Below are 18,323 nucleotides of genomic sequence, written 5' to 3'. Positions count from 1 at the left end.
CGAGACACATGGCCACTCACATGCGGTCACCTGCCACGTGGTTATCGCCATGCTCATTTCCAGTCGCGCCTACACCGAACCGAACGCTGCAAGCCTGCCGCCGTCCACCCAGCCACTGTCTCAGGCCGGGCATTCACGGGCGCCTGAATTCGATCAGCAGGAATTCTCCCAAGCCGCCGCCGACAAGGCGGTGCTGCAGCACTATATCCAGGCTCTGGAAAGCGCCCAGTGGACGCATGCCGAGGGCTATGAAGACACTCATATGGATAATATCCCTCGGCATTCCTCCATCGGCCAATGGTGGCAGCAGTACCGGGACGCCGTGCAGAACCCGGCTTTTTTGCTGTGGTGCGAGCAGCGCGGCCTGGATATTTTCAGCATTGTGCTCGAACCCCACAGTGGCTTCCTGTCGGGTTCCTTCCATGGCAAACAAGGTTATTTACGCCCTGAATCCGACGCGGGATGGAAGGCGATTTCGGCGCCCATTCTAGAGGCTGCGAAAGTGCTGGTGCCGGCCAGAGAAGGTCACAAGCTGGTGCTGGAAGCGCCCACTGCGGGAATTCCTTTGGCGGTGGTCGGCAACTTTTATGGTGAGACCCACCCCCCTGAAACCGCGGAGCAAGCTCGGGCCAGGGCGCAGGCACTGAAGCAAGCCGGTGGCTTTGCGCCGACTCCTTCCAGCGACATGCAGCGATCGCCAATGGCCCGAGGCACTCACGCACTGGCCGAACATCGCCAACGACTTGCCGATATCAGTGACCGTTACAGCCTTGTCATTGGCGATCCCCTGCAGTCGTCCGAGGCCACCGCCGACCGGGCGCTGGCCTTGCACTACAGCGACATGCTGCGCGAACAAGCGTGGGGCGAGGCATTGGGCTACGGCACACGCTTGCCGGACGTGTCCGCACATTCGCGGTTCGGGCAATGGTGGCAGGTGTACTGCGATACGTTCAAAAGTCCGGATTTTCTCGCTTGGGCAGCCTCCAGTGGCTTGGACCTCCAGACCATGGTGGTGAGCCAGCGCGACGGCTCGGTGGTCGGCACGTTCAACGGTCGTCCCCGCTCACTGAGTTTGAAGGATGACTCGGGCTGGTCAAGTGTAGCGGGGCCGATCCTTGCTGCAGGCGCGGCGATAGCACCAGACCCGCGCTTCAACTTCCTCCGCCCACCGATCGGGTTCCCGGAGAACGCCCCGCCGCTGATGCTGGTCGGGGCGTTTTACGGTGAGAACACCCGCGCCTTGAGTAAGGCGCAGGCAAAAATCGACGCCGACCGGCTTGCGCGTAACCAGGCTCCTTTCAATCGCGCGTTCACCGAGCCGGACCCGCGCTCAACTTCGCGCCTGGCCGCGCAGCGCCTGGCCTTGGGTGTGGCTCAAGACCGGTTCAACCTGATCCAGGCGCTTGGCGCGGTTGAACAGGCTGCGGCCGCCGGCCCGATGGCGTCGGTCAGTGGGTTGCTCGACAGCACGTCGATGCAGGTGCACCCACACGCCGGGTTCGCTCAGCAGAGGCTGGCCGGTGGGCCGACGCAAGTGAGCCTCAAGCAATTTCTGCAGGGTAGTGGCTTCGAGCTGCCGAGCACCCGCGAGCAGTTGATGAATCTTCTCAAGGTCCTGTCATTTCAACTGCCGGAACCTGGCACGCGGGGCGATTATTGGCCGTTGCTCGGTAAACAACTGCTGACGACACAGCAACGCACGCAGGTCAGCGCCCAGATTGAGCAGGCTGCCAGAGCGGCGGGCGTGGAGGAGGGCGGCAATGTCTGGCAGGCGCTGGCAGGTCCCGACATCTCTTCAGGCCTGCCGCTGGCGCCTGATGAGGTATTGGAGCGAATGCTTTCAAACCCGGCAGCCGAGAAACTGGGTAAGGCGCTGGAAGCGGCGCTGAACGGCAAATCCAGCGGCACCAGCGCTCTTGACTGGACCCTGACGGCCCTGGTGCTGGACCTGGATCCGGCTGCGGGTACCCGACGCAACCATGTCGCGGGCTACGATCTGGCCCAGAGCGACAATTGGGGCCGACCGCCAGCGCAGATTATCGACAACCTGGCTCGGCACCTCGTCGCCCAAGGCAAGGTGCGTCAAGCGCAGGCGCCGGCCGCGGCCAGGTTGTTGCTCGGTCACATGGGGCCCGAATTCCTGGTCCGTGATATCCCCACCCGCGTTGTCTATGGGTCCCATACCTGGGCCAGCCTTGCCAGCTCGGTGGCCCGTATTGAACAGATCGCGCCGGGGACGTCTCGCAACATGACCTTCAAGCAGGTCATGACATTTGGCCAGAGCCAACCGGTGACGGCCGTCGGGCGCCAGATACAGTCACAGGCCCAGCGCAATGCCCTTGTGGACTGGGCCGTAGCCAATGGGGTTGTCGCGCCGCGCGCGGACGATGCCTATCCGCAGGAACAGCTCGCAGAGGCGCGAACTCGCTTCAATCAACGCCTTGCGCAACTGGTGCAGGCCAGCAATGTGCAACAAAGCCAGGCGCCTTCGCGTCGTGACATGGCACTGGCAGAGCTCAAGACACTGCTGGGCAGCGATGTCGATGTAGAAACCCCATCGATAAAGTCCGAAGAACCATTCGACCGCATCGCCCTCTACCTCGAGCCCTTCGGGCTGTACGAGCGGCTGCGCGACGCCACCGCGGAGCGGTTTTCGATCCTGGAGCTGTACATGGCGGGTGCGTTTGCGCATCCGACGGTCAAGTGGGTGAGCGAGGATCCCACCGTGCAATTTGACCAAGTCAAGGAGACGCTGGAAAAGCAGCCCGATTTCAAACAGCGATTTCATCGTGAATTTCAAGATTATCTCGCCGCGTTTAAAGGCAGTATCGCCGTCAATGTCCAGAATATGATTGCCCAATTGCCCCTTGAAGACCGCAAGAACCTGGCGTACGGCCAGGCCGAGCTGTACTCGGTGCGTGAAGGCTTTTTCGTCAATTCCCGCACGCCGTATGAAGCGCAGGCGCAGGCAAGGCGTGGGCATTTTGGCCTGTTGATTCGCACCCATCGTACGTCCCCCAGCACGTGTTACGAACTGTTCCCGGCTCAAGGCATCCTGCGGAAAAACCCTCAATTGCCCGATACCTTTGAGCTGGGGCCCAGCAATGCTGCACAGCGCCCGGAAGTTTTCGCCGGTGGGGTGACTCAAGGGGTCGAGTCTGGCCGGTCGATGGGCCTCGATTATGCCGCCTACCTGCAGGGCACCGTACCGCGCGCGAATGCACGCAGCGACGATCTCATCATCGACCGCTTGCCACTGACAGCAACGGCAAGCGGCGAGAATGGCGATGGAGCGCCCGACAGCTATGCCCACCCGTCTTCCGTGGCCATTGCTCAAGCCGCCGCCAATTTTGTGCTATCTGACGTCGAAGCGATGGAGAAAACCGCTGAAGGCACTACGAACTACGAAAAACACCAGCAGTTTGATCAACGGGTCAAAGAAACGCTGATTAACCTGATTCCGTTCGTCTCGGCCTACCGCAAGGCCGGCGAAGGCGATTACACCGGGGCATTCACCGACGCTGAGCTGGATGTGTTTGGTTTGTTGATGCCGGGGCTGCACGGCGTGCTCAGCGTAGAAGACGCGACGGAAAAGCTTGGGGGCGCAGGCTTCACCGCCGCCTCCGCGCAGCAAGCGGAGATGCCCATGGCGATCGGCAAGAAATTCGGCTCATTGTCGGCCCAAGGCTATGGCTTGAACCCACAGCATCTGGTCACGCCGGCGCAGTTGGAAACCCTGTCACAGCGTGAGGATGTGGCGGTGGGCAATGCGCAGGTCGATGCGAAAACCGTGGGCGTCATCGCTCAATACGATAAGCCTTCGGCGCAGTGGTATGGCTACGATGTGCAGGGCGGTAATGCCTACGGGCTGGCGCTCACGAGCTTTACGCCGCAAGTCTCAACCGCGCTGCGTAACGCAATGACACATATCCAGGAGGTGGCCATCGACAAGATGAACCTGCTGGATCGAAATTTGAAAGGCAGCAACGAAATTGCCTTGGGCGGCACCATGCAAGCCATTACTCAGATCGACGGAGAACTCTACACATTTGAAGACACTGTAAAAGGCGTCACGCGTCTGAATATTTGTGCCCACGGCAGAGAGCTGGACACCGTTGACGTCTTGCTGGGTGACCGCCATACCGTGCTGCTCAACGATGTAGAGTATTCACCGGAGCAAGTGCTGAACAAAATCAGGGCCAAGCAGATCGACCCAAGCCGCTATGACAATGTCCGGCTGCTTATCTGTTACGCCGGACGGGGGAATGAGCCCTTCGCCAAGGAATTCCAGCGTTTGATCCAGCGCCCCGTTCACGCCTTCGCGGGGACCGTGACGGCGACACACGGCTCCACCCCCATGTCGAAAATATTCGCCAAGGCCAACGAGCTCTACGGCACGGACGGTGAAAAGATGGTCAGGTCTCTGTATGCCAACTCACAACACCACGTCGCGGCAGTCAATCCCTACTTCTTGCTTCAGGAGCCCGTGAAGTACCTGAAGTTCAGCCATAGACCTGTGACGTTCACCTGAGGCGCCGCCTAAACCACCTCCAGGTACGAGCTGTGAATCGCTTGGGCCAGCTCGCGCACAGTGTCGATGAATTCGGTGAGGCGGCTGTGCAGCCCGTCCTCCAGAATCTCATCGATACCGGTGTACCTCAGCCGTGCCTCGAACTCCGCCGCCAGCCGCTGGGCCGTGCGCCCGTAACTGCCGGGCAAATCAGCGAGGATGTGGCTCAACTCTTCGATACAGGCGTGCAACGAGCGTGGGACATCGCTGCGCAACAGCAGCAATTCGGACACCGAGCGTGCATTCAGCGCATTCGGATACAGCTCCGTATACGCCTCGAACGAGGACAGCGCGCGCAACAGGGCGCTCCATTGGTAATAGCCGCGCGCGGACAAGTCGCTGACTTCTTCGGATTCTTCGCCGAACATCTCGTAGCGCGCATCCAGCAGGCGTAAGGTGTTGTCCGCGCGTTCGACAAAGGTACCCAGGCGGATAAACCGATAGGCGTCATTGCGCATGATGGTCCCCGAGGTAGCGCCGCGGAACAGATGCGAGCGCTGCTTGACCCAATCGCAGAAATGGCTGATGCCATGCCGCGCCAGGCCGCCGGCGGCGATGCTGCGCATCTCCAGCCAGGTGGCGTTGAGGTTTTCCCACATGTCGGCGGTGATGCGCCCGCGCACCGCATGGGCGTTGCCGCGCGCGGCGCGCAGGCAGTTGTAGATGCTGGCGGGGTTCTCCTCGTCAAGGGCGAAGAAGTGCAGCATGCGCTCGGCATCCAACTGTGTGTGACGCTCGAGGTAGCTCTCCAGGGTGCCGCTGCTGAGCAGCGACATGGCCAGTTCATCCAGGCCATCGCTGCGCCCGGCCTGGGGCATCAGCGACAGGGAGTAACTGACTTCGAGCATGCGTGCCAGGTTCTCGGCGCGCTCCAGGTAACGGGACATCCAGTACAGATCCGCGGCGGTTCTACTCAACATACTCAGCCCTCCACCACCCAGGTGTCCTTGGTTCCGCCGCCTTGCGACGAGTTGACGATCAACGAGCCTTCCTTCAATGCCACGCGGGTCAGGCCGCCGGGCACCAGGCGGGTTTCCTTGCCCGAGAGCACAAAGGGCCGCAGGTCGATATGCCGAGGGGCGATGCCGTTTTCGACAAAGGTGGGGCACGTGGACAGGCTCAGCGTGGGCTGGGCGATGTAGGCGTGGGGCCTGGCCTTGATGCGCTGGCGGAAGTCCTCGATTTCGGCGGCGGTGGCGGCCGGGCCGACCAGCATGCCGTAGCCACCGGAGCCCTGGGTTTCCTTGACTACCAGCTCCGGCAGGTTGGCCAGCACGTGGGATAGCTCATCGGGGTTGCGGCACTGGAAGGTCGGCACGTTCTGCAATATCGGTTCTTCATCCAGGTAGAAACGGATCATGTGTGGCACATAGGGGTAGATCGACTTGTCATCGGCCACGCCGGTGCCGATGGCATTGGCCAGCACTACGTTGCCGGCGCAGTAGGCGGCCACCAGGCCGGGCACGCCAAGCATGGAATCGGGATTGAAGGCGTGGGGGTCGAGGAAGGCGTCGTCGATGCGCCGGTAAATCACGTCCACCGGTTTGGGGCCGTCGGTGGTGCGCATGAACACCTTGAGGTCGTGCACGAACAGGTCGGCGCCTTCCACCAGCTCCACGCCCATTTCCCGGGCCAGGAAGGCGTGCTCGAAAAACGCACTGTTAAAGCGACCCGGCGTCAGCACCACCACATTGGGGTTGTCCAGGCGGCTGGAGCTCTTCAAGGTCTTGAGCAGCAGGTTGGGGTAGTGATCCACCGGCGCGATGCGCTGTTTGGCGAACACCTCGGGGAACAGGCGCATCATCATCTTGCGGTCCTCGAGCATGTAGCTTACGCCGCTGGGGGTACGCAGGTTGTCCTCGAGCACGTAGTAGGTGCCGTCGCCATCACGCACCAGGTCCACGCCGGAAATATGCGAATAGATGCCCCGGTGCAGGTCCAGGCCGACCATTGCCTCCTGATAGCCCTCGTTGCCCAGCACCTGTTCTGCCGGAATGATCCCGGCCTTGATAATGCGCTGGTCGTGGTAGATGTCGGCCAGGAACATGTTCAGGGCGTTGACGCGCTGGATACAGCCGCGTTCGATCAGGCTCCACTCACTGGCGGGGATGCTGCGGGGGATGATGTCGAAGGGGATCAGGCGCTCGGTGTCGTGTTCATCGCCATACAGCGTGAAGGTGATCCCGGCGCGGTGGAACAGTAAATCGGCTTCACGGCGACGCTGGGCCAGCAGTTCCGGCGGCGTATTCGCCAGCCAGCGGGAAAAATCCTGATAATGCGCACGACACGCGCCGTCTGCATCATTCATTTCATCAAAGAAAGATCGAGCCATTCCAGTACCTTGTCAGTGCCGAGCAGAGCAGGGGGGTGGCACTGCCGTTTCAAAAAACGCATTTTTTATGAGCCCGTGGCTGATGGTGCCAATGGGCCTGGTCGTTACTTTCTTGTGAGGTCGGCTCTGGGTCGGGGGGTAACGAATGCTCCTGTTTTCGGCCAGATGAATGGATAAAGCAATGCCTGTGCCGAATTCCCTTTGACGCGGATGATTTACCCTATGGCGGGCAGGTTTGCTCTGGAGAGCCCGCTTGCCACAACAAGCCTGCCCGTCATCAGGGCAGAGCGCGCCCCAATCAGGTGCACGAACAAACTTGAACTTCGCCCACGGCCCAATCTTCTAATAGGCCTCGAACCCGCGTGGAGTAGCGACGTGCCCAGAATCATTTCACCCGACACCCCGGAATCGAGCCTGACCGATCACAGCGAACACAACGCCAAGATCTTCGGCTCGCCCAAGGATCGCCTTGACTTTTACCGGCGCGAGATTCAATACGAAACCTCGATCCTGGCCAACCGCACCGATGCCTACCTGACGGCGCAGTCGTTCCTGGTGATCGCCTTTGTCTCCGGCATGGGTAACCTGAACCCCGAGTGGGGCAAATTGTTTACGCTGGTGGTCCCGCTTTTTCTGGCGCTGCTGGGCATTCTCAGCTCCCTGAACGCCTGGCCAGGGATTCGCGCGGCCTATGACATCATTGACCACTGGCATTTCAAGCAGAGCGAACTATTGCGCAGCGAACCAGTGATGGGCATGGCCTACGATGAATCGCCGCTGTTTTCCGAAGTGGAGTCGACCCACAAGGGTTACCGCAAATCCTTGCTTTTTTCCGTGCGCACGCCCTGGATCTTCATGGTGTTCTGGATCTTGCTCGCCGCGTATGCGGTGTACATTCAGTTCGACAATCCGGGCTCGTAAGCAATTGGAACTTCAGCGCCTCGCGCGCGACCTTAGACTTACGCAGGCTGCATTTTCCCGACACTGCGAAGAGGTGACCCATGAATACCAGCCACGATCCCCAGGCCAGCGGTCGCAACGAACCGGCACCCGCTACCGCCGCCGACGCGCCCAAAGACCCGGTCCCGGCCAAAGACCCCACGGCCAAGGAAAACGACTACAGCCCGGACTTCAAGAGTGAGCCTGAGCCCAAGACGCAAACCGATGCCGATATCGATACCCAAGGCGGTTAGAGGAGACGGTCATGTCAAAAGAACTGGATGAAGAGCTCAACGACCCAGGCAATGAAGACCCGGGTTCGTTGATGGATGACGCAGAAGTCCCGTTGAACGATCTGGACGAAGCGGCAGACGTCGGCAACACCGAAAATCAGGATTGATCCGGCGGCGGGCCAGAGGGGGCGCTGAGCTTGAACAACAGTTCATGCTCAGGCAGTGGGTCCAGCGATACCTCCTGGCCCAGCACGCGGTTGTCGATCAAGGTCTGGGCCTGCTCGCGGCTGATATTGACCACCGTGGCGCGCTTGCCGGTAATCACGTACACCACGTCCACGCCATGAGCAGCCAGCGCCGCCAGGTAGTCGGCGCGGGGCAGGTCTTCGCCTTGTTCGTATCCCTGCTGCTCGCGCGCAGTCACGCCGCCGGCCCGCGCCAGGTACTGTTGCGAATAGCCCAGGCGTTGACGTTCTTCCTGCAATCGTTGGCCTATATTTTTCATGAGCTGACTCGTGCGGTGGGTATTGCCTGTTTGAGACCCTGGCGCAGCGCAGGATTCAATTTTTTGCAGGCTCAATGCGACAACCGTACCCATTCAAGGTAATTCATGTGGGAGCTGGCTTGCCTGCGATAGCATAGGTATCTACACATTTTTGTAGTGAGCGGGCTTGTCCCGCGCTGGGTGGCGAAGCCGCCCCAATAAAGACACCGCGCAGTTTCAGACAAACCCGATTCGCCTGGTTTGGGGCCGCTTCGCAGCCCAGCGCGGGACAAGCCCGCTCACTACAGGGAGATTTGCCAGCCTGTGAAAGTTGTGTAGATACCTATGAGCTCCCACACAAGCCAGCGCCCGATCCCTCGGGGGTTTACAGGCGCTCCAGCAACAGGCGCTTCAAGGTGTCCACCGGCAAGGGTCGGCTGAACAGGTAGCCCTGAATCTGATCGCAGCCGGCCTCCTTCAGGAACGCCAACTGCGCCTGGGTTTCCACGCCTTCGGCCACCACTCGCAGGTTGAGGCTGTGGGCCAGTTCGATGATGGTGCGGGTGATCGCCGCATCCTGAGGGTTGGTGGTGACTTCGCGGATAAACGCGATGTCGATCTTCAACGTATCGATGGGAAACCGGCGCAGGTACGCCAGGCTCGAATAGCCGGTGCCGAAGTCGTCAATCGAGATCTTCACGCCCATGGTGTGCAGGCGCTGCAGGCTGGCGATGGTGTGCTGGGTGTTTTCCATCAGCGAGCCTTCGGTCAACTCGACCTCCAGCAAGTCGGGCGCCACGCCGGTTTGCGCGAGGATACGTGCGATATCGGCAATCAGGTCGCCTTCGATCAGTTGGTGGCCGGAGACGTTGACCGAGACTTCCACGGGGCCAATGTCACCGCTTTGCCATTCGGCGATCTGTTGGCAGACCGTGTCGATGACCCAGCGTCCCACGGGCACGATCAGGCCAAGGCTTTCCAGTATCGGCACAAACACGGCCGGAGACACCGCGCCATAATTGGGCCGCTCCCAGCGCAGCAGCGCTTCCAGGGCGCAGATGCGGCCGCTGGCAACCTCGACCTTGGGCTGGTAGTGCACGCTGAACTCACTGCGCTCGACGGCCTGGCGCAAGGCGTTTTCCAGGTCCTGGCGAGCCAGGTCATGCACGTTCATACCGGTTTGCCGTGGCGCCGGGCCAGGCGTGTTGGCGGCCAGATCGCCGCGTGCCTTGAGCCGCAGCAGGTTACGCACGCGCAGCCATAGCTCGACCCGTTCCACCGGCTTGCTGATGAACTCCTCGGCACCGGTTTCGAGCCCACTCACCCGTGCGCTCGATTCACTGAGCGCCGACAGCATGATGATCGGTATGCCCGCCGTGGCTTCATCGCCTTTGAGCCGGCTGGCCACTTCGTAGCCGTCCATGCCCGACATCATCACGTCCAGCAGGATCAGGTCCGGTGGCTGTTTCGCCACGCTCTGCAGGGCTTCTTCACCGCTGCCGGCGCTCAGGGTCAGGTAGCCTTCGTGTTGCAGCAGCGTTTCCAGGAGCTTGCGCACCTGGGGGTCATCATCAACGATCAACAACGTTGCGGGTTGGCTAGCCATGGAGCGGACTCACGTGAGGGGTCTGTCGGGCTGCAGCAAGGTGTCGATCACCTGGTACAGCTCTTTGTAACGCAGCGGCTTGATGATGTAGGCGTCGCACCCGGCCAGCCGGGTCTTTTCGCGGTCTTCTTTCATCGCCATGGCCGTCAGGGCGATCACCGGGATGTGCGCGGTCAGCGGGTCTTGCTTGAGCAGTGCGGTGGCGGCCAGGCCGTCCATGCCGGGCAGCTGGATATCCATGAGGATCAGGGCCGGTTGCTGCGCGCGGGCCAGGGTCAGTCCGGTCTCGGCATCGGCCGCCCACAACACCGTATGCCCGGCATTGACCAGCAACAAACGCGCCAGGCGCATGTTGGCTGCATTGTCTTCGACGATCAGGATCTCGGCCATGGGGCCTCCGGGGTGCGATGCAGCGGCAGCCACACGACAAACCGCGCGCCGCAACCTTCGCGGCTGGCCACCGCGACACTGCCGCCGTGCAGGTCGGTCAGTTGCTTGACCATTGCCAGCCCCAGGCCCGTGCCTTCAAATTTGCGCGCCAGGCTGCTGTCGATCTGGCTGAACGCCTTGAACAGCTTGCCCATGTCGTCTTCGGCGATGCCTATGCCGGTGTCGCTGACGCTCAGTTCGAGGAATTGTTGATGCACACTCGCCGGCAAGGCGAAGTTGTATACCGGCCAGTCGCCGGAAATCTGCCCGACCTGCTCGCGCGCTACCTGGCGCACCGTCAACGTCACCGAGCTGCCGTGTTCGCTGAACTTGACGGCGTTGGCGAGCAGGTTGTAGACGATCTGCTTGGTCTTGCGCAGGTCGAGTTCCAGATGGCCGAGGTCTTCAGGGCTTTGCAGCTTCAACTGAATGCTCTGCAACGCCGCCTTTTCGCGCACGATCAGCAGGCTGTTGGCCAACAGGCCCGCCAGCTCGACGCTTTCCAGCTCCAGTTCCATCATCCCGGCCTCGACCTTGGACAGGTCGAGGATGTCGTTGATCAGCGACAGCAAGTGCTGGCCACTGGTGAAGATGTCGCCGATGTATTCACGCTGGGTCTCGCTCATCTCGCCGACCAACCCGTCCTTGAGCGCCTCGGAAAAGCCGATCACCGCGTTCAGCGGCGTGCGCAATTCGTGGGACATGGTGGCGAGAAACTCGGACTTCATGTGGCTGGCGTGCTCCAGCTCCAGATTCTTTTCTTCCAGGGCGCGTTCGAACCCTTTGCGTTCGGCTTCTTCCTGCTTGCGCGCGGTGTTGTCGGTACCGATCAGCAGGTAGCCGATGATGGTGTCGTGGCGGTTGCGCAACGCCGTCACCGAGACCATGGCCGACAGGCGACTGCCGTCCTTGCGGATATAGGTCAACTCGTAGATGTCTTCGATCCCCCGCGAGGCCTTGAACACCAGCGCTTCAAAGCCCGGCGTGATCGGCGTGTCGAGCTCCTGGCTCAGGGCGGCGGCGCGGGTAACCAGTTCGATGGGGTCGGAGATGTCGGCAGGGGTGATGCGGTTGACCACATCGGCGGCGGCATAGCCCAGCATGCGTTCGGCGCCGACGTTGAAGATCTGGATCACGCCTTTTTCGTCGGTGGCGATGCTGGAGAAGTAGGCGCTGTTGAAGATCGCGTCTTGCAGGGCGCCGGTCTTGAGCAGGGTTTTCTGGCGCTTGAACTCGACGATTTTTTCCGCGCGCGATTGCGGTTGTTCGGGTAGCGGTGTGTCCATCGCTTCGTCCTTGCATGATATTCAGACCCGCCATCGTTACCTGCGATGACGCAGAGCATGCTCACTGAAGATCGCCTGGCGACAACGAGTATGAGATGACATGCGTGGACAATAGCAGACAAACGGTCAATTCGATGCTTTCTGTGTTTAATCAATAAAGTAGGTTGATGAAACGTTTCTTCTAAGGGAAAAACCTCAAGGCAAGCGCTTGCGTAAGCAAATGTATCTGAATTAGAGTCGGCCCACTGACGACAAAAATAATAATTCCAGGAGCTCATGCATGAGCCTTGAACCCTTGCTTGAAATGCAGGGCATCAGCAAAACGTTCAACGGTTTGCGCGTGCTCAAGAATGTCGGCCTGAAGGTCTACCCCGGCGAAATCCACGCCTTGATGGGGGAGAACGGCGCCGGCAAATCTACCCTGATGAAAATCCTCTCCGGCGCCTACCAAGCCGACCCCGGCGGTGAAATCCGCATTGCCGGTGAACCTGTCGCCACCTTCGACCCCGCTACCGCCAAAGCCCTCGGCATCGCCGTGATCTATCAGGAACTGAGCCTGTGCCCCAACCTGAGCGTGGCCGAGAACATTTACCTGGGCCGTGAACTGCGGCGTGGCTGGACCATCGACCGCAAGGGCATGGAAGCGGGGTGCATCGAAGTGCTGCAACGCCTTGGCGCGCAGTTCACCCCGGCGACGCGGGTCAGCAGCCTGTCGATTGCCGAGCGCCAACTGGTGGAAATCGCCCGCGCCTTGCATGCCCACGCCAAGGTCCTGGTGATGGACGAGCCGACCACGCCGTTGTCATCCCGCGAGACCGACCGCTTGTTCGCGCTGATCAAACAGCTGCGCGGCCAAGGGTTGGCAATCATTTATATCAGCCACCGCATGGCCGAGATCTACGAGCTGGCGGATCGTGTCTCGGTGCTGCGTGACGGCCAGTACATCGGCGAACTGACCCGCGAAGCGCTGTCGGCCGAGGTGCTGGTCAAGATGATGGTGGGCCGCGACCTGTCGGGGTTCTATAAGAAAGAACACGCTGCGTACAACCCCGGTAACGTGGTGATGCGAGTGCGCGACATGGCCGATGGCAAGCGCGTGCGCAACTGCAGTTTCGACCTGCACGCCGGCGAAGTGCTGGGCATTGCCGGCCTGGTCGGAGCAGGGCGCACCGAGCTGGCACGGCTGATCTTCGCCGCCGACCCACGCACCTCGGGCACCCTGGAGGTGGTCGGCAAGACCGTCACCCAACTGCGCACCCCGGCGGACGCAATTCGCGCCGGCGTGGTTTACCTCACCGAAGATCGCAAGGCCCAGGGCCTGTTCCTGGACATGAGCGTGGCGGACAACATCAATGTCTGCGCCTGTGTGCCCGATGCGCATGCCGGCGGTGTGCTGGATCGCGGCCATGCCGCGCAGCGCGCCACGGATGCGATCAAGTCACTGTCGATCCGCGTGGCGTCGGGCAAGGTCAATGTCGGCGCACTGTCCGGTGGCAACCAGCAGAAGGTGTTGTTGGCCCGGCTGCTGGAGGTCAAGCCCCATGTGCTGATCCTCGACGAGCCCACGCGCGGCGTGGACATCGGTTCCAAGTCCGAGATCTACCGCATCATCAATCAATTGGCCCAGGCCGGTGTCGGCATTGTGGTGATCTCCAGCGAGTTGCCGGAGATCATCGGCACCTGCGACCGCGTGTTGATCATGCGCGAAGGCCAGCTGGTCGCTGAAGTCGGCGGGGCCTCAGGCCACGCTATTTCCCAGGAACGCATTATTGACCTCGCCACCGGTGGCGATCAGGTGGTTGCCCATGGCTGAGTTGAATGTAGCGACAATCGGTAAAGCAGAACGCGCACGTGAATTGATGCGCACAGTCGGCATGTTGCCGGTGCTGATCCTGCTGCTGGTGGGCTTTGCCCTGGCCAGCGAGAATTTCCTGACGATGCAGAACCTGTCGATCATCACCCAGCAGGCGTCGGTGAACGTGGTGCTGGCGGCGGGGATGACCTTTGTGATCCTCACGGCGGGCATCGACCTGTCGGTGGGGGCGATCCTTGCCGCGTCGGCGGTGGTGGCGTTACAAGCCTCGATGTCGCCGCAGTTCGGCATGTTCGGGATTGCCGCCGGTATCGGCTTCGGCTTGCTGTTGGGGCTGGTCAATGGTGGGTTGATTGCCTTCATGCGCTTGCCGCCGTTTATCGTCACCCTGGGTGCGCTGACAGCCATGCGCGGCCTGGCACGCCTGTTGGCGGACGACAAAACCGTATTCAACCCTGAGTTGCCGTTTGCCTTTATCGGCAATGACTCGATCCTTGGCGTGCCGTGGCTGGTGGTGATTGCGGTGGCGGTGGTTGCGCTGTCGTGGTTCATCCTGCGCCGCACGGTCATGGGTGTGCAGATCTATTCGGTGGGCGGCAACCCGGAAGCGGCGCGGCTGTCGGGGATCAAGGTGTGGAAGGTGCTGCTGTTTGTCTACGCCATGTCCGGCGCGTTGGCCGGGCTGGGCGCGGTGATGAGCGCTTCGCGCCTGTTCGCCGCCAACGGCCTGCAGCTGGGCCAATCCTATGAGCTGGATGCGATTGCCGCCGTCATCCTTGGCGGCACCAGCTTTACCGGCGGTGTCGGCACTATCGGCGGCACGCTGATCGGTGCGCTGATCATAGCGGTGCTGACCAACGGCCTGGTGCTGCTGGGGGTATCGGATATCTGGCAGTACATCATCAAGGGCATCGTGATCATTGGCGCGGTGGCGCTGGATCGCTATCGCCAGTCCGGTGCGCGGACCTGATTCACTCCTACAACAATCACAAGAGAGAGAACCGCATGAACGTCAAACGCATTTTCCCCGTTATGGCCCTGGCTGCCTTGATGTCCCAGGCCGTCGAAGCGCGCGAGCTCAAGGCCCTCGGTATCAGCATGGGTTCGCTGGGCAACCCGTATTTCGTGACCCTGGCCGACGGCGCCACGGCGCGGGCCAAGGAGTTGAACCCCAACGTCAAGGTCACCTCGGTATCGGCCGACTATGACTTGAGCAAGCAGTTCTCGCAGATAGACAACTTCATCTCGTCCAAGGTCGACCTGATTTTGATCAACGCCGTCGACCCGTCCGCCATGGCCTCTGCGATCAAGAAAGCCCGTGACGCCGGCATTGTGGTGGTTGCCGTGGATGTGGACGCCAAGGGGGTGAACGCCACGGTGCAGACTGACAACGTCGAAGCCGGCAAGCTGGCCTGCCAGTACCTGGTGGACAAGCTGGCGGGCAAGGGCAACGTGATCATCCAGAACGGCCCGCAGGTCACCGCCGTGACCGATCGCGTCAAGGGCTGCAAGGCGGCATTGGCCGCTGCGCCGGACATCAAGGTGCTGTCCGATGACCAGGACGCCAAGGGCTCCCGTGAAGGCGGCTTGAACGCCATGCAGGGTTACCTCACGCGCTTCCCGAAAATCGACGGCCTGTTCGCGATCAACGACCCGCAAGCCATCGGCAGTGACCTGGCGGCCAAGCAGCTCAAGCGCAGCGGCATCATCATCACGTCGGTGGACGGCGCGCCGGATATCGAGAACGCACTCAAGACCGATACGCAGATCCAGGCGTCCGCCAGCCAGGACCCGTGGGCCATGGCGCAGACCGCCGTGAATGTGGGCAATGACCTTCTCAACGACAAGGCCCCGGCCGAAGCGGTGACCCTGCTCACGCCGAAACTGATCACCCGTGACAACGTCGGTACGTACAGCGGCTGGTCGAGCAAACGTTGATTGGTTGAGAGGACAGCGCCGTGGTCACCATGGACGACGTGGCAAGCAAGGCGGGGGTATCGACATCGACGGTGTCCCATGTGCTGAACGGCACCCGCAAGGTCAGCCCGGCGACGGTGCAGGCGGTGCAGCAGGCGATCCAGGCGCTGGGCTACATCCCCAACACCCTGGCGCGCTCGCTGGCGCGGTCGAGCACCAGCACGATTGGCGTGGCGATCTCGGCGCTGTCCAACCATTACTTCAGCGAAACCGTGCACGCGATAGAAACCGAGTGCGCCAGACACGGCTACATGATGCTGTTTGTCGACACCCATGACGACCCGGAGCAGGAGCTGCGGGTGGTCACGGCGCTGCATCATCGGCGGGTCGACGGGATTGTGCTGGCGCCGTCGAATGGCTCAAAGGCGCTGGAGTACCTGCGGGCCAACGAGATTCCAGCGGTGCTTGTGGACCGCATGATGAGCGCGGCGTTTGACCAGGTCGGGGTGGAAAACATACAGCCCACCCAGGCGCTTGTTGAACACTTGATCGCTCATGGTCACCGCCGGATCGGCTTTATCGCCGGGCGCGAGGGGTTCAGTACCACCGATGAGCGGGTGGAGGGATATCGCGCCGCGTTGCAGGCGGCGGGGCTGGCGTTTGATCCGCACCTGCTGGTGGGTGGCGGTTCCAACACTGAGCCGGCGCGGGAGGCCACGCTGCGGTTGCTGGGTTTGGCTGCGCCGCCCACCGCGATCATGGCCGGCAACAACCTGATGACCCTGGGCGCCATGCACGCCTTGCGTGACGCGCACATCGCCGTGCCGGGGCAGATGGCCCTAGTCGGGTTTGACGATTTTGACTGGGCGGATTTTTTCGAGCCGCGCCTGACCCTGATCGCTCAACCGGTCCAGGCCCTCGGCGCGCGTGCCGTCGGCCTGCTGTTGCAACGCATGGCTTGTCCCGGCGCGCCCCCCCAGAGCGTACGCCTGGCACCTGCCCTGCAATTGCGTCATTCCTGTGGCTGTATTTGATTTTTGGAAAAGTGCGTATGAACACTCCTGTTTCCCTCGGCATCGACCTCGGCACCTCGGAACTCAAGGCTATCCTCATGGACCTTGATGGCACGGTGCTGGCTCACGCCGGCGTGCGCTTGAGTGTATCGCGGCGCCACAGCGGCTGGTCGGAGCAGGCGCCGCAAGACTGGTGGCAGGCATGTCTGCAGGCGCTGGCGCAATTGCGCGGGCATGCTGCGTTTGCCCGGGTCGCTTGTATCGGGTTGTCCGGCCAGATGCACGGTGTGGTGCTGTTGGGCGCCGACAACTGCGTGTTGTACCCGGCGATCCTGTGGGACGACTCGCGCGCTGTCGCCGAGGCCGAGCAACTGGGCGCGGAATTTTCCGGGGTGACCGGCAGCCTGCCCATGGCGGGGCTGACGGCGCCGAAACTGCTGTGGTTGCAGCACCATGAGCCCGAGGTGTTCAAGGCGATTGAGTGTGTGCTGTCACCCAAGGATTACCTGCGCCTGCGCCTGACGGGCGAGCGCATCAGCGACATGTCCGATGCCGCGGGTACGTTGTGGCTGGATGTGGCACACCGTGAATGGTTCAGCCCGATGCTGCGTGCCACCGGCCTTGCGCCGCAGCAGATGCCCAGGTTGATTGAAGGCGGGACCGCGAGTGCTTGTCTGACCGCATCCGGCCTGGGGCTGTCGACGGACGTGGTGATCGCGGGCGGCGGTGGCGATAATCCAGTGGCTGCCGTAGGAATCGGGGCAATCAATGCCGGTGACGGCTTTATCACCTTGGGCACCAGCGCGGCCATCGTCGCGATCACCGACCATGCCGCCGGCAATCCCGCCAGCGCCGTGCACAGCTTTTGCCACACGTTGCCCAACCGCTGGTACACCATGGGCGCCATGCTGGCCGGCGCCAGTTGCCTGCGCTGGGTCACGCGGCTGACCGGCCAGCCGGACGAGCAGACGTTGCTGGATCAGGTGCAAGCACAACTACCGATCGCACAGCCCGTGCCGTTGGATACACCATTGTTTTTGCCGTACCTCGCAGGCGAACGTACACCGCATAACGATCCCTTACTGCGTGGCGGTTTCATGAACCTGGGCCATGACTGCACCCCGGCGATGCTTGGGTATGCGGTGATGGAAGGGGTGGGTTTTGGCCTGCTCGACGCTTTGCGAGCCGTGCAATCTGCCGGTGCCGACATAGATGCGTGCGCTCTGGTGGGCGGCGGAGCTCGCAGTGAATACTGGGCGCAGTTGCTGGCCAATATCCTGCAGCGGGAGATCTTTACGCTGCAAGGCAGTGAGTTGAGTGCATGCATTGGCGCGGCGAAGCTGGGGTTTTTGGCGATCGGGGAGGGGGATGCGTTGTTGCGGTCGGGCTTGCCTGTGAAGAAGCGGTATTTGCCCGATGCCAGGCAGCAAGCGGTGCTGCAAGCGCGCTACCGAAAGTTCCAGGGCTTACTCACGGCAGCCAAGGCGCTGCACGATTGATCATGGCAACGAAGCACTGCTTGTTGTGGCGAGTGGTGTTGTCGTGACGAGCGAGCTTCTTATGGCAAGCGGGCTTTGTTGTGGCGAGCGGGCTTGCCCCGCGTTGGGCTGCGAAGCAGCCCCAAAACCTGCTCCCGTGGTGTATCTGGATAAACGCGGCGATTTGACTGGGGCCGCTTCGCGCCCCAAAGATCGGAAGAGC

Annotated in this window: 15 protein-coding genes; 9 read left to right on the top strand and 6 right to left on the bottom strand. The window is 61.7% G+C overall.

The window, feature by feature from the left end:
* The first annotated feature begins 49 nt into the window (after window positions 1–49).
* A complete protein-coding gene (locus BLL36_RS28005; RefSeq protein ID WP_076954839.1) occupies window positions 50–4,531 on the top strand; it encodes a hypothetical protein in 4,482 nt (1,493 codons plus the stop codon).
* Window positions 4,532–4,539: 8 nt separating this feature from the next.
* Here BLL36_RS28005 and BLL36_RS28000 read toward each other — a convergent pair whose 3' ends face one another.
* The gene (locus BLL36_RS28000; RefSeq protein ID WP_076954838.1) at window positions 4,540–5,490 is read right to left on the bottom strand and encodes an alpha-E domain-containing protein; all 951 of its coding nucleotides are present in this window, start codon (window positions 5,488–5,490) and stop codon (window positions 4,540–4,542) included.
* A gap of 2 nt (window positions 5,491–5,492) precedes the next feature.
* On the bottom strand, window positions 5,493–6,902 hold the full coding sequence (locus BLL36_RS27995) for a circularly permuted type 2 ATP-grasp protein (RefSeq protein WP_076954837.1): 1,410 nt from the start codon (window positions 6,900–6,902) through the stop codon (window positions 5,493–5,495).
* 375 nt (window positions 6,903–7,277) lie between these two features.
* Between BLL36_RS27995 and BLL36_RS27990 the strand changes: the two genes are divergently transcribed.
* The 3 genes from BLL36_RS27990 to BLL36_RS31515 all read left to right on the top strand — a co-directional run bounded on the left by BLL36_RS27990 (window position 7,278) and on the right by BLL36_RS31515 (window position 8,241).
* On the top strand, window positions 7,278–7,823 hold the full coding sequence (locus tag BLL36_RS27990; RefSeq protein WP_076954836.1) for a hypothetical protein: 546 nt from the start codon (window positions 7,278–7,280) through the stop codon (window positions 7,821–7,823).
* Between the two features lie 80 nt (window positions 7,824–7,903).
* Window positions 7,904–8,095, top strand: coding sequence for a hypothetical protein (locus BLL36_RS27985; RefSeq protein ID WP_076954835.1), 192 nt, complete (start codon window positions 7,904–7,906; stop codon window positions 8,093–8,095).
* 11 nt (window positions 8,096–8,106) lie between these two features.
* Window positions 8,107–8,241, top strand: a complete 135-nt coding sequence (locus BLL36_RS31515; protein WP_003191171.1) for a hypothetical protein — start codon at window positions 8,107–8,109, stop codon at window positions 8,239–8,241.
* Here BLL36_RS31515 and BLL36_RS27980 read toward each other — a convergent pair.
* The 4 genes from BLL36_RS27980 to BLL36_RS27965 all read right to left on the bottom strand — a co-directional run bounded on the left by BLL36_RS27980 (window position 8,232) and on the right by BLL36_RS27965 (window position 11,879).
* Window positions 8,232–8,579 carry a helix-turn-helix domain-containing protein gene (locus BLL36_RS27980; protein WP_076954834.1) on the bottom strand — a complete coding sequence of 116 codons (348 nt, stop codon included), beginning with the start codon at window positions 8,577–8,579 and terminating at the stop codon, window positions 8,232–8,234. The genes BLL36_RS31515 and BLL36_RS27980 overlap by 10 nt on opposite strands.
* A 364-nt stretch (window positions 8,580–8,943) precedes the next feature.
* Window positions 8,944–10,164, bottom strand: coding sequence for a GGDEF/EAL domain-containing response regulator (locus BLL36_RS27975; protein ID WP_076954833.1), 1,221 nt, complete (start codon window positions 10,162–10,164; stop codon window positions 8,944–8,946).
* A gap of 9 nt (window positions 10,165–10,173) precedes the next feature.
* Window positions 10,174–10,554: a response regulator gene (locus BLL36_RS27970; RefSeq protein ID WP_076954832.1), complete on the bottom strand. Its 381-nt coding sequence runs from the start codon at window positions 10,552–10,554 to the stop codon at window positions 10,174–10,176.
* Entirely contained in the window at window positions 10,539–11,879 is a 1,341-nt protein-coding gene (locus BLL36_RS27965) for a sensor histidine kinase (RefSeq protein ID WP_076954831.1), read from the bottom strand. The genes BLL36_RS27970 and BLL36_RS27965 overlap by 16 nt, the downstream gene beginning before the upstream one ends.
* A 280-nt stretch (window positions 11,880–12,159) precedes the next feature.
* Between BLL36_RS27965 and BLL36_RS27960 the strand changes: the two genes are divergently transcribed.
* The 5 genes from BLL36_RS27960 to xylB are packed head-to-tail and all read left to right on the top strand — an operon-like array spanning window position 12,160 to window position 18,121.
* Window positions 12,160–13,692: a sugar ABC transporter ATP-binding protein gene (locus BLL36_RS27960; RefSeq protein ID WP_076954830.1), complete on the top strand. Its 1,533-nt coding sequence runs from the start codon at window positions 12,160–12,162 to the stop codon at window positions 13,690–13,692.
* Window positions 13,685–14,662 carry an ABC transporter permease subunit gene (locus BLL36_RS27955; RefSeq protein ID WP_076954829.1) on the top strand — a complete coding sequence of 326 codons (978 nt, stop codon included), beginning with the start codon at window positions 13,685–13,687 and terminating at the stop codon, window positions 14,660–14,662. Before BLL36_RS27960 ends, BLL36_RS27955 begins: the two co-directional genes overlap by 8 nt.
* Window positions 14,663–14,697: 35 nt before the next feature.
* Window positions 14,698–15,630, top strand: coding sequence for an ABC transporter substrate-binding protein (locus BLL36_RS27950; RefSeq protein ID WP_076954828.1), 933 nt, complete (start codon window positions 14,698–14,700; stop codon window positions 15,628–15,630).
* Window positions 15,631–15,650: 20 nt separating this feature from the next.
* Entirely contained in the window at window positions 15,651–16,643 is a 993-nt protein-coding gene (locus BLL36_RS27945; RefSeq protein ID WP_076954827.1) for a LacI family DNA-binding transcriptional regulator, read from the top strand.
* Window positions 16,644–16,660: 17 nt separating this feature from the next.
* A complete protein-coding gene (xylB, locus tag BLL36_RS27940; RefSeq protein ID WP_076954826.1) occupies window positions 16,661–18,121 on the top strand; it encodes a xylulokinase in 1,461 nt (486 codons plus the stop codon).
* Window positions 18,122–18,323 lie beyond the last annotated feature (202 nt).

The organism is Pseudomonas cedrina subsp. cedrina (assembly GCF_001983175.1).
In the GTDB taxonomy this organism is placed as follows: domain Bacteria; phylum Pseudomonadota; class Gammaproteobacteria; order Pseudomonadales; family Pseudomonadaceae; genus Aquipseudomonas; species Aquipseudomonas cedrina.
This window is presented reverse-complemented; position numbering and strand designations above follow the sequence as displayed.

What these genes read in the sequence shown, in the direction of transcription:
- BLL36_RS28005 (WP_076954839.1), top strand. Translation starts at nt 50, where the DNA reads ATGCTCATTTCCAGTCGCGCCTACACCGAACCGAACGCTGCAAGCCTG.
- BLL36_RS28000 (WP_076954838.1), bottom strand. Translation starts at nt 5,490, where the DNA reads ATGTTGAGTAGAACCGCCGCGGATCTGTACTGGATGTCCCGTTACCTG.
- BLL36_RS27995 (WP_076954837.1), bottom strand. Translation starts at nt 6,902, where the DNA reads ATGGCTCGATCTTTCTTTGATGAAATGAATGATGCAGACGGCGCGTGT.
- BLL36_RS27985 (WP_076954835.1), top strand. Translation starts at nt 7,904, where the DNA reads ATGAATACCAGCCACGATCCCCAGGCCAGCGGTCGCAACGAACCGGCA.
- BLL36_RS31515 (WP_003191171.1), top strand. Translation starts at nt 8,107, where the DNA reads ATGTCAAAAGAACTGGATGAAGAGCTCAACGACCCAGGCAATGAAGAC.
- BLL36_RS27980 (WP_076954834.1), bottom strand. Translation starts at nt 8,579, where the DNA reads ATGAAAAATATAGGCCAACGATTGCAGGAAGAACGTCAACGCCTGGGC.
- BLL36_RS27975 (WP_076954833.1), bottom strand. Translation starts at nt 10,164, where the DNA reads ATGGCTAGCCAACCCGCAACGTTGTTGATCGTTGATGATGACCCCCAG.
- BLL36_RS27970 (WP_076954832.1), bottom strand. Translation starts at nt 10,554, where the DNA reads ATGGCCGAGATCCTGATCGTCGAAGACAATGCAGCCAACATGCGCCTG.
- BLL36_RS27965 (WP_076954831.1), bottom strand. Translation starts at nt 11,879, where the DNA reads ATGGACACACCGCTACCCGAACAACCGCAATCGCGCGCGGAAAAAATC.
- BLL36_RS27960 (WP_076954830.1), top strand. Translation starts at nt 12,160, where the DNA reads ATGAGCCTTGAACCCTTGCTTGAAATGCAGGGCATCAGCAAAACGTTC.
- BLL36_RS27955 (WP_076954829.1), top strand. Translation starts at nt 13,685, where the DNA reads ATGGCTGAGTTGAATGTAGCGACAATCGGTAAAGCAGAACGCGCACGT.
- BLL36_RS27950 (WP_076954828.1), top strand. Translation starts at nt 14,698, where the DNA reads ATGAACGTCAAACGCATTTTCCCCGTTATGGCCCTGGCTGCCTTGATG.
- xylB (WP_076954826.1), top strand. Translation starts at nt 16,661, where the DNA reads ATGAACACTCCTGTTTCCCTCGGCATCGACCTCGGCACCTCGGAACTC.